General features: G+C 71.3%; 6 protein-coding genes. 4 read left to right on the top strand and 2 right to left on the bottom strand.

The annotated features are described in order from the left end of the window. The first annotated feature begins 80 nt into the window (after positions 1 to 80). On the top strand, positions 81 to 2,810 hold the full coding sequence (locus ACFYT4_RS17255; protein WP_389269200.1) for an FtsX-like permease family protein: 2,730 nt from the start codon (positions 81 to 83) through the stop codon (positions 2,808 to 2,810). Further along, complete coding sequence (locus ACFYT4_RS17250; RefSeq protein ID WP_389269198.1) at positions 2,807 to 3,766, top strand: ABC transporter ATP-binding protein; 960 nt, start codon at positions 2,807 to 2,809, stop codon at positions 3,764 to 3,766. The genes ACFYT4_RS17255 and ACFYT4_RS17250 overlap by 4 nt, the downstream gene beginning before the upstream one ends. 509 nt (positions 3,767 to 4,275) lie before the next feature. Here ACFYT4_RS17250 and ACFYT4_RS17245 read toward each other — a convergent pair. After that, entirely contained in the window at positions 4,276 to 4,947 is a 672-nt protein-coding gene (locus ACFYT4_RS17245) for a potassium channel family protein (RefSeq protein WP_389269196.1), read from the bottom strand. After that, the gene (locus ACFYT4_RS17240; RefSeq protein WP_389269194.1) at positions 4,947 to 5,615 is read right to left on the bottom strand and encodes a potassium channel family protein; all 669 of its coding nucleotides are present in this window, start codon (positions 5,613 to 5,615) and stop codon (positions 4,947 to 4,949) included. Before ACFYT4_RS17240 ends, ACFYT4_RS17245 begins: the two co-directional genes overlap by 1 nt. 270 nt (positions 5,616 to 5,885) lie before the next feature. Between ACFYT4_RS17240 and ACFYT4_RS17235 the strand changes: the two genes are divergently transcribed. Further along, positions 5,886 to 7,937: an APC family permease gene (locus ACFYT4_RS17235; RefSeq protein ID WP_389269192.1), complete on the top strand. Its 2,052-nt coding sequence runs from the start codon at positions 5,886 to 5,888 to the stop codon at positions 7,935 to 7,937. Positions 7,938 to 8,066: 129 nt separating this feature from the next. After that, entirely contained in the window at positions 8,067 to 9,395 is a 1,329-nt protein-coding gene (locus ACFYT4_RS17230) for a class I SAM-dependent RNA methyltransferase (RefSeq protein WP_389269190.1), read from the top strand. The last annotated feature ends 2,000 nt before the right edge of the window (positions 9,396 to 11,395 follow it).

Genomic DNA, 11,395 nt, shown 5'->3' with positions numbered 1-11,395 from the left:
GGTGTCCGGGCGGCCCGAGGTCCGTTCGGCGGGCCGGGAACCGGACGTGCCGGGCACGTGTGCCCGAGGAGGCGAGCGACATGAAGGCCGTCGCCCCCTGGGTCCGCACACGGCTGCGGGCCGCGCCCCTTCCGGCGCTCGCGCTGACGGTGCTGGCGCTCATCACCTCGTTCCTCGCCGCCGCCTTCCCGCGCGCGGTCGAGGCGTACGAGGGTGAGGGCCTGCGTCACGAGATGCGGACGGCCGCGCCCGAGCTGAGCGGTTTCCGGTTCACCGACGTGCCGGAGGACTTCGGGGGCACGGACGCGGCCGAGCGGGCCGCCTCCCTGAGCCCGGCGACGGTCGCGGGGCGGTACCGGAAGATCGTGGCGGCCCTGCCGCACCCGCTGCGCGCCGACACCGGCCAGTCGGTGTACGGGGTACGCACCCCCACCCCCGTGGATTCCCTGGACCCCTGGCTGACCGAGCTGGAGGGCGGGGCTCCCGTACTGACGCTGAGCACCAGGTCCGGACTCGCCGAGCACACCACCGTCCGCGCGGGACGGCTGCCGAAGGGCGCGGTCGCCGAGCCGGGCACCGCCTCGGTGGAGGCCGTGGTCACCGCGGCCACCTCCAAGGCCCTGAACATCCCGCTCGGTGCGACGGTCCGGGTGCCGCGGGCGGGCACCGCGCAACCGCTCGCCGTCAGGATCACGGGCATCGTCGAGCCGGTGCGCCCGTCGGGCGGCTACTGGTCCGTCGAACCCGTCCTCGGGACTCCGGTCCGGCTCTACACCGCGCCGCCCGCGCCCCAGCCGTACTGGCACGGCGCGCTGCTGCTGCCGCCGCAGGCCGCGCCCGCGCTGCTGTCGGTCGCCACCGACAGCGAGGCGTACTGGCGGATCGCCCTGGACGCCGGCGACCTGCGCGTGGGTGATCTGCCCCGGGTCCGGAAGGCGGTGGCCTCCCTGGAGGGCGGCCCGGCGCGGACGGCACTGCGGACCTCGGTCGCCCCCGGTCTGGACATCGAGTCCGGGCTGGACGACATCCTCGCCGGCGTCGAGGGCGTCTTCGCCTCGATCGGCCCGGTGGTCTCCGTGGCCGCCTTCGGCGCCGGGGGTGTGATGGCGGTCGTCCTGCTGATGTCGGGCGGGCTGGCCGCCGCGCGCAGACACACGGAACTCGCCCTGCTGCGTTCGCGCGGCGGATCGGTGCGCGGCATCACGGGACGGCTGCTCGCGGAGACCGCCGTTCCGGTGGTGCCCGCGGCGGCGGCCGGGTGCGCCGCCGCGTTTCTCCTCGTACCCGAGGGACGGCCGCTGCCGCCGCTGCTCGCGTCGGCGGCCGTCGCGCTGACCGCCTGTGCGGCACTCCCGCTGCGGGCCGCGTTCCTGCACCGCGGGCCGCGGCCGCACGGCGAGCGGGACGATGCCGTACGGGCCAGGCCGTCCCGCCGCCGTACGGTCGCCGAACTGACCCTGCTGGTCCTCGCGGTGGCCGCCGTGGCCGCGCTGCGCCGGCGCGGCACCTCCGACGGCGGTGACCAGCTCGTCAGTGCCGCCCCGCTCCTCGTGGGCGGGGTCGCGGCGCTCGTCCTCGTACGGTTCCACCCGCTGCCGCTGCGGATCGCGGCGCTGCCCATGGCACGGCGGCGGGGAGCGGTCGGCTTTCTGGCACTGGCCCGCGCGGGCCGCTCCCCCGCCACGGCCGCGCTGCCGCTGCTGGCTCTGCTGCTCGCCCTGACGACCGCCGCGTTCGGCGGGTCGGTGCTCGCGGGGGTCGCCGACGCGCGGGACCGCGCGGCGCTGATCTCGGTCGGCGCGGACGCCCGGATCGAGGCCGACGAACAGCTCCCGGAGAAGCTCGCCGGCACGGTGCGCGCACTGGACGGCGTACGGGACGTGGCCGCCGTCCACCGCGACGGGGACCTGGACCTCCGGGACAGCGGGCGGGGCACCGAGAGCGTCGCCCTCCTCGCCGTCGAACCGGACGCCTACGCCCGGCTGGCGCGCGGCACCGGGGTCGGCGGATTCCGCGCGGACGAACTGCGCGGGCCCGCGTCGGGGCCGCTGCCCGCGATCGTGTCGCCCGGCGTGGCGGAGCGGCTCGGGGAGCGGGAGGCCGTGATCGGGCCGCCGAGCGAGCTGTTCACCGTACGGGTGAAGGCGGTGCGGAAGACCACTCCGGCCCTGGACGGCGGCGAGTTCCTGATCGTGGACGCGTCCCGCCTGCCCGGCGGGCGGGCCGCGAACACGCTGCTGATCACCGGCCCGGCTGTCTCGGGCCGGAATCTGAGGACCGCCGTCAGCGAGGCCGACGGAAGCGGGGCAGCGGTCCGGGTGCGCTCCGCCGAACGGGACGGCTTCACCGAGTCCCCGGTGCAGAGCGGTGCCGAGCGCGTCTACGCGGTCGCCACGGTGACCAGCGCCGGATACGCCGTACTCGCCCTCCTGCTCTCGCTGCTGCGGTCCGCGCCGGAGCGGGTCGCTCTGCTGGCCCGGCTGCGCACGATGGGACTGACCCGCCGCCAGGGCCGGCGGCTGCTGGTCCTGGAGAGTCTGCCGCAGACGCTGCTGGCGGCGGTGGGCGGTGTCCTGGCGGGGTGGGCGGCGATCCTCCTGCTCTCCCCCGGTATCGACCTGGGCAGGCTCGCGCTGGCCGCGCGGCACCTCACCTCACCCGTGCCGGTGCGGCTGACCGCCGATCCCTGGAGCCTGCTCCTGCCCGCGCTCGCCGTCGTGGTGATCGCGGCGGGGGTGGCCGCGGCCCAGGCGTGGGTGACCACCCGGCGTACCTCGACGACCGAACTCAGGGCGGGAGACACACCATGACCGAGTCCACGGCGTCTCTTCAGGAGCTGGAGGAGCGGGCGGCGCGCGGACGCGAGGGTCCGCGCTACGGCGACGACGCCCTGATCACCTGCGACCGGCTCGTACGGATCTTCTCCACCGACGGCGTCGAGGTGCAGGCTCTCCAGGGGCTCGACCTCCTGGTCCGCGAGGGCGAGCTGATGGCCCTCGTCGGCGCGTCCGGCAGCGGCAAGTCCACGCTGATGAACATCCTGGCGGGCCAGGACGAGCCGACGGCGGGCGCGGCGAAGGTGGCGGGCTGCGATCTGCTCACCATGGGCGCGAAGGAACGGCTGCGCTATCGGCGCCAAATAGTCGGGTTCGTCTGGCAGCAGACGGCCCGCAATCTGCTGCCGTATCTGACCGCCGCGCAGAACGTGGCCCTGCCGATGCAGTTGGGGGGCCGGGGGCCGGGGCGCTCGCGGGCGCGCCGGACCGAGCGGGTGGAGTCCCTGCTGGCCCTCCTGGAGATCGCCGACTGCCGCGACCGCCGTCCGTACCAGATGTCCGGCGGGCAGCAGCAGCGCGCGGCGATCGCGGTGGCGCTGGCGAACGAGCCGTCCGTGCTGCTCGCGGACGAGCCCACCGGGGAGCTGGACTCGCACACCGGGGAGCAGGTGTTCGCGGCGTTCCGGCGGGCGAACGAGGAGCTGGGCACGACGATCGTGATCGTCACCCACGACCAGGCGGTGGCCTCCGAGGTCCGCCGCACGGTCGCCATCCGGGACGGCCGTACCTCCACGGAGATCCTCCGCCGTACGGAGGTCGACACCACCACCGGCCAGGAGTCCGTCGTCGCCCGTGAGTACGCGATGCTGGACCGGGCGGGACGGCTGCAGCTGCCGGCCGAGTACACGGCGGCGCTCGGGATGCGGGACCGGGTGATGCTGGAGCTGGAACCGGACCACATCGGCGTCTGGCCGGACGCCGAGGGGTAGCGGGGGGCGGGGGTGTGTTGCTCGCGGCTGCGGGAGCTTGTCTCCGCCCCGAACCCCGCGCCTCAAACGCCGGCGAGGCTGAAATCCCCACCACAAGGACACGCGCAGCTTTCTCAGGCGAACACCGCTGAACCGGAAATGAACCCACAGCCAAGGACCAGCCCAGGGTGCGGCCTCCTCCTCGCCACCGGAAGACCGGAAGGACGAACCGACACGCGAAACCAACGGCCCCCGCCGCCGAAGCCGCACCCGACACCACAGCAGGACCAAAACCAGCCCCGCCGGCGATTGAGGCGCCGGGCCCGGGGCGGAGCCCCGGACAAGCCCTCGCAGCCGCGAACGACGCACCCACCCTGCCAGGGGAGCCACACACGACACCCCCCCGACAGGGAACGGGTCCACAGCCAGGCCCGGGCCCGGCGGCGCGCGCACCCGCCGCCGAGGGGGCCACCGCTCGCGCAGGGACCGCAGCACGGGCGCGGCCGGGGCCAGGGAACGCCCGGGTTCCCCTACGACACCTCGCGGCGGACCGACAGCAGGTCCTCCAGCTGCTCCTCCCGCGCCTGCGCCGCCACGAACAGCAGCTCGTCCCCGGCCTCCAGCGTCTCCTCCGGGCTCGGGGTCAGCACCCGCGAGCCGCGGATGATCGTCACCAGGGAGGTGTCCTCGGGCCAGGCCACATCGCCGACCTGGGTGCCCGCGACGGCGGACTCCGGCGGCAGGGTCAGTTCGACGAGGTTCGCGTCGCCGTGGCTGAAGCGGAGCAGCCGGACGAGATCGCCCACGCTCACCGCCTCCTCCACCAGTGCGGACATCAGCCGGGGGGTGGAGACCGCGACATCGACGCCCCAGGACTCGTTGAAGAGCCACTCGTTCTTGGGGTTGTTGACCCGTGCGACCACCCTCGGCACGCCGTACTCCGTCTTCGCCAGCAGCGAGACGACGAGGTTGACCTTGTCGTCACCGGTCGCCGCGATGACGACACTGCACCGCTGGAGCGCGGCCTCGTCGAGCGAGGTGATCTCGCACGCGTCGGCGAGCAGCCACTCGGCCTGGGGCACCCGCTCCACCGAGATCGCGGTCGGCGCCTTGTCGACGAGGAGCACCTCGTGGCCGTTCTCCAGCAGCTCCCCCGCGATGGAGCGGCCCACCGCGCCCGCGCCCGCAATTGCCACCCGCATCAGTGACCGCCCTCCTCGGGGCCTTCGGCGAACGCCGCCTCGACCTTCTCGATCTCGTCCGTCCGCATCATCACGTGAACGAGGTCGCCCTCCTGAAGCACGGTGTGCGAAGTGGGCAGCACCGCTTCACCCAGTCGGGTGAGGAAGGCGACCCGTACCCCCGTCTCCTCCTGGAGCCTGCTGACCTTGTGTCCGATCCAGGAGGGCGAGGTGTGGACCTCGGCGAGCTGGACCGCGCCGCTCGGGTCCCGCCACAGCGGCTCCGCGCCGGACGGCAGCAGCCGCCGCAGCATCTGGTCGGCGGTCCAGCGGACCGTGGCGACCGTGGGGATGCCGAGGCGCTGGTAGACCTCGGCCCGTCTGGGGTCGTAGATGCGCGCCGCCACGTTCTCGATGCCGAACGTCTCGCGCGCCACCCGTGCGGCGATGATGTTGGAGTTGTCGCCGCTGCTCACCGCGGCGAAGGCCCCCGCGTCCTCGATCCCCGCCTCGCGCAGGGTGTCCTGGTCGTACCCGACCCCGGTGACCCGGCGTCCGCCGAACCCGGAGCCCAAGCGACGGAAGGCCGTGGGGTCCTGGTCGACGACGGCGACCGTGTGCCCCTGCTGCTCCAGGGTCTGTGCGAGAGCGGCTCCCACTCGCCCGCACCCCATGATGACGATGTGCACGACCGTCCTTCCGGCTGCAATGTCTTTTCTGTTCTGTTCTTTACCCACCGAGCCTCACCCGGGCCCCGTGCCCGGAGTATCGCTCAGCGACCCTCGCCCAGATTTTTTGCTCAGATTTAAGGATTCTGGGATTTAAGAGTGTCAGACAGCGGCCCAAGCTACACACGCGCATGGTCGCGGCGGCCCCCGGCCCCTGCGGAATCGGATATTCAGAGGAGCAAGGGGGTGGTGGGTGGGCCTGGCTCATATCGAACGCTTACGATCCTCTGCGTGTCCAAACTGACCGACCTGCCCAAACGGATTCTCATCGGCAGGGCCCTGCGCAGCGACAGGCTGGGAGAAACGCTCCTCCCCAAGCGCATCGCGCTCCCTGTCTTCGCCTCGGACCCACTGTCCTCAGTGGCGTACGCCCCAGGCGAAGTCCTCCTGGTGCTCTCCATCGCGGGCGTGTCGGCCTACAGCTTCAGCCCCTGGATCGCGGTCGCGGTCGTGGTCCTGATGTTCACGGTGGTCGCCTCGTACCGCCAGAACGTGCACGCCTACCCGAGCGGCGGCGGCGACTACGAGGTCGCCAACACCAACCTCGGCCCCAAGGCCGGTCTCACCGTCGCCAGCGCGCTGCTGGTCGACTATGTGCTGACCGTGGCCGTTTCCATCTCGTCGGGCGTGGAGAACCTGGGCTCCGCGATCCCGTTTGTGGTCGAGAACAAGGTTCTCTGCGCGATCGCGATCATCGTGTTGCTGACGCTGATGAATCTGCGCGGGGTGCGGGAGTCCGGCAAACTCTTCGCGATCCCCACCTATGTGTTCGTCACGGGTGTGTTCATCATGATCGCCTGGGGCGCGTACAAGGGTCTGGTCCTCGGTGACACCCTCAAGGCGCCGACCGCGGGTTTCGAGATCAGGGCCGAGGAGGAGGGGCTCGCGGGCTTCGCGCTGGTCTTCCTGCTGCTGCGGGCCTTCTCCTCCGGCTGTGCCGCGCTCACCGGCGTGGAGGCCATCAGCAACGGCGTACCCGCGTTCCGCAAGCCGAAGTCGCGCAACGCGGCCACCACGCTGGCGCTGATGGGCGGCCTGGCGGTCACCATGTTCTGCGGCATCATCGGCCTGGCGATGGCCTCCGATGTGCGGATGGCGGAGCAGCCCGGCCACGATCTGCTGAACAACGGCGTTCCCGTCGGCGCGGACTATGTCCAGGATCCGGTGATCTCGCAGGTCGCGGCGGCCGTCTTCGGCGACGGAACGTTCTTCTTCGTCCTCCTCGCGGCGGCGACGGCCCTCGTGCTGTTCCTGGCCGCGAACACCGCGTACAACGGCTTTCCGCTCCTCGGCTCGATACTGGCCCAGGACCGCTATCTCCCCCGCCAGCTGCACACCCGCGGCGACCGGCTCGCGTTCTCCAACGGCATCGTGCTGCTCGCCGGGGCCGCCGCCCTGCTGGTCTGGGTCTACGGCGCCGACTCCACCAAGCTGATCCAGCTCTACATCGTCGGCGTCTTCGTGTCGTTCACGCTCAGCCAGACCGGCATGGTGCGGCACTGGAACCGGCTGCTGCGGACCGAGAAGAACCCCGCCAAGCGCCGCCATATGATCCGTTCCCGGGCCATCAACACCTTCGGCGCCTTCTTCACCGGTCTGGTGCTGGTCGTGGTACTGGCCACCAAGTTCACGCACGGCGCGTGGGTCGCGCTGCTGGGCATGGTGATCTTCTACGGCATCATGAGCGCGATCCGCCGGCACTACGACCGGGTCTCGGAGGAGCTGGCGGCCCCCGACGAGCCGAGCGACGACAGCGTACGGCCGTCCCGGGTCCACGCCATCGTGCTGGTCTCCAAGATCCACCGGCCGACCCTGCGCGCCCTCGCGTACGCCAAGCTGATGCGCGTCGACAAGCTGGAGGCGGTCAGCATCAGCGTGGACACGGCCGAGACGAAGGCGCTGCGGGAGGAGTGGGAGCGGCGCGGCATCAATGTGCCGCTGAAGATCCTCGACTCCCCCTACCGCGAGATCACCCGCCCGGTGATCGAGTACGTGAAGGGGCTGCGGCGCGAGAGCCCGCGCGATGTCGTCAGCGTGGTCATCCCCGAGTACGTGGTGGGGCACTGGTACGAGCATCTGCTGCACAACCAGAGCGCGCTGCGGCTCAAGGGGCGGCTGCTGTTCACCCCGGGGGTGATGGTCACCTCGGTGCCGTATCAGCTGGTGTCCTCGGAGGCCGCGAAGAAGCGGGCGCGCAGGCGCCAGGAGTGGAACGCGCCCGGTTCGGTACGGCGTGGACCGGTGGACGAGGAGCTTCCCAGGGAGCCCACGCGAGGGGACTGACGGCGGTTCGCGCTCCCGAGCCCGCGTAGACTGGTGGGCTGCCCCCTCCGGCTGCCCGTCCGCCCCGGCGGCGGCCGGCCACCAGCCCCGCCCGGGGCCCCGCACCTCGATCCCTGGAGTCACCCCGCCATGCAGAACGTTTCCGATGCTTCGCTGGTCGGGGAGGAGTACGAGGTCGAGATCGGGCCCGTCGCCCACGGCGGGCACTGCATCGCCCGCACCGGCGAGGGCCGGGTCCTGTTCGTACGCCACACCCTGCCCGGCGAGAAGGTCGTCGCCCGGATCACCGAGGGCGACGAGAGCTCGCGCTTCCTGCGGGCCGACGCCGTACGGATCATCGAGGCCGCGAAGGACCGTATCGAGGCGCCCTGTCCCTTCTCCGGGCCGGGCAGGTGCGGCGGCTGCGACTGGCAGCACGTCAAGCCGGGCGCGCAGCGGCGCTTCAAGGGCGAGGTGATCGCGGAGCAGCTCCAGCGGCTCGCGGGCCTCACGCCGCAGGAGGCGGGCTGGGACGGCACCGTCATGCCCGCGCCGGGCGACAAGCTGCCCGCAGGGGAGGTGCCCGCGTGGCGTACCCGGGTGCAGTACGCCGTCGACGAGGACGGCCGCGCGGGGCTGCGCCGGCACCGCTCGCACGACATCGAGCCGGTCGACCACTGTCTGATCGCCGCGCCCGGTGTGAGCGAGCTGGGCATCGAGAAGCGCTCCTGGCCGCAGATGGCGTCGGTGGAGGCGATCGCGGCCACCGGCTCCCACGACCGGCAGGTCGTCCTCACCCCGCGCCCCGGCGGCCGGCTCCCGCTGGTCGAACTCGACAAGCCCGTCTCGGTCCTGCGCGTCGACGAGCGCGACGGCGCGGTCCACCGGGTCCACGGCCGCGCCTTCGTCCGCGAGCGCGCGGACGGCCGCACCTACCGCGTCGGCAACGGCGGCTTCTGGCAGGTCCATCCCCAGGCCGCCGACACTCTGGTCCAGGCCGTGATGCAGGGCCTGATGCCCCGCAAGGGGGAGACCGCCCTCGATCTGTACTGCGGCGTGGGCCTGTTCGCGGGCGCCATCGCCGAACGCGTCGGCGACCGGGGCGCGGTCCTCGGCATCGAGTCCTCCAAGCGCGCGGCCGAGGACGCCCGGCACAACCTCCGCGACCTCGACCGGGTCCGCGTCGAACACGGCAAGGTCGACCAGGTCCTCCCCCGCACCGGCATCACCGAGGCCGACCTGATCGTCCTCGACCCCCCGCGCGCGGGGGCGGGCCGCCAGACCGTGCAGCACCTCGCGTCCCTCGCCGCCCGCCGTATCGCCTACGTCGCCTGCGACCCGGCGGCACTCGCCCGCGACCTCGCCTACTTCCGCGAGGCCGGCTACCGCTCACGGACCCTGCGGGCGTTCGACCTCTTCCCGATGACGCACCACGTGGAGTGCGTGGCGATCCTTGAACCGGCGGCAAAGGCCGCTTGACCTGCGGTTTTTCCGATGTGCGTTATGCGCATTGTGGGCGTTACGGGCGATATCTTGACGCTGAAATGACGCTCGCCGAGGCATCTTGACGCTCATTTGACGCTCGTTGATCATGGTCTGACGCCGCGCTGACCAGTGGGTTTCCGTTACTGAGCGTTGCTGCTGAACTCGCAAGCCCGCTCCTCCGGGCGACGAGCGGACAACGAGCCGGCCCCTCTTCTCGTCCACGGACGAGTGAAGAGGGGCCGGTTCGGGTGTTCTCTGCGGCGAGGGTGAGCGGATGCACCCAGACCGCCGTTGCAAAGGGGGCTGGGCAGTACCGGACGGAGGCCGTCGAAGCACGGCCCTGCTCACGCACCGCCGCCCTGTCACAGCCGCGTGCAAGGTCCTCTCCAGCAGGGGGAGGGACATCTCATGGCCATTGAGTGGGACCGGATCGGGCAGCCGTCTTTCGACAGGTACGTCGAAGCGCTACTGCACAGGCATTTCTCCGGCGTTGGCGAGGTGATCGCCGTCAACGGCCGTGGTGGTGACGCAGGCATCGATGTCCAGGTCACCACGGATGCGGGCTTGCGCGTCTTCCAGCTCAAGTACTACCCCGACGGATTCCCAGGGTCGGTAAGGGGCCGCCGCACATCGATCAAGAAGTCCTTCAACCGAGCCATGCAGCACGAGCCGATCGAGTGGACTCTGGTGGTGCCGTGCACGCTGTCGCCCTCCGAGCGCGACTATGTCAATCGGCTACGAGGCCAGCGTTCCGTCAAGGTCACCGTCTTGGACCGTGCCGAGCTCGACAGCCTCTTCGCGATGTACCCAGATCCGGAAGCCAGTTTCACGAGAGATCAGGTACGGGAGGCCGCACGGGACTTGAACCAGGAGAAGGCTCTTCTGTTCGATCCGGAGGACCTCTCCCAGCGAATCCTCGCGCTCGGCATCCGGGCCGACAACGTCGATCCGGACTGGACATGGGACTTCCAGCGTCATGGCGGCCTGGTGTCCCGAACCCTGCGGGCCAAGCACCCACGGGCTCACGAGGTCAGTCCGGTCTCCCTGACCCTGGCAGGTCGTCCCGAGGCGATGAGCCCCGATCTGAAGGCAGCACTCACCCGCTCGCTGGGATTCGGTATCGCCGAAGAAGTCGTACTGCCCCGCGAAGCGGTCGAAAGCCTGACCGTCAAGGGTCCTTCCTGGCTGGCGAAAACCATCAACGACACCGAGGTCGTCTGGCGCCCCCTCCCCCGGCCGACGACCCCCGGTGAATCCGTGGAGATGGCGTTCCTCGACGCTCACGGCTCCGTGGCGGCCCACTACGCCGGCACGGTCAACGGCACCGGGTCGGGAGGGCTGGGCGCATCCATCGATGCGGACATCCACGGTGCACGCCTGCAAGTGATGCTTCCCTTCCACGAGGGCACTCCCTCAACGCTCAGATACTCCTTCGAGCTGAACGGCCGAAGCCCCTCTGAGGCGACGCGAGTTCTACGCCTGTACCAGCGTCTTCTGCGGGGAGGTGATTTCAACCTCACACTCAACGGCGCGAGCGCCGGCTCGGGAACAATCCCCGGCAACGGCAGCGCCGAAGACCTTGCGGACGTTGAGAACCAACTGCTGTACCTGTCCGACCTCGACGTGCTGCAGCGTCACTGCGAGAACTACTTCCCCACACCGTTCAGCTTCACCGGCACTGAACGGATCATGATCCGTGTCGCCCGGCTGCTCACCGAAGGTCACTGCGTGGTCCACCCCTTCCTGAGCACACTCACCGCCACACTGAACGGGACCAGAGACCCGGCCATCGAAACGGTGCTCGGCGGCCAGCCCCAATGTCTGCGTTTCACCCCGCCGAACTTCGAAGTCACCGTCGGCGATCACATCCTGAACATCGGCACCGTGCACTTCCTCCACCCGCGGGGGGGGGGGGGGGGGGGGGGGGGGGGGGGGGGGGGCGGGGGTGGGGGGGGGCGGGGGGGGGGGGGGGGGGGGGGGGGGGGGGGGGCGGT

The sequence above is a fragment of the Streptomyces sp. NPDC004609 genome (assembly GCF_042873655.1).
Lineage (GTDB): Bacteria > Actinomycetota > Actinomycetes > Streptomycetales > Streptomycetaceae > Streptomyces.
Note: the sequence above shows the minus strand (reverse complement) of the source record. Positions and strands in the feature narration are given on the sequence as shown.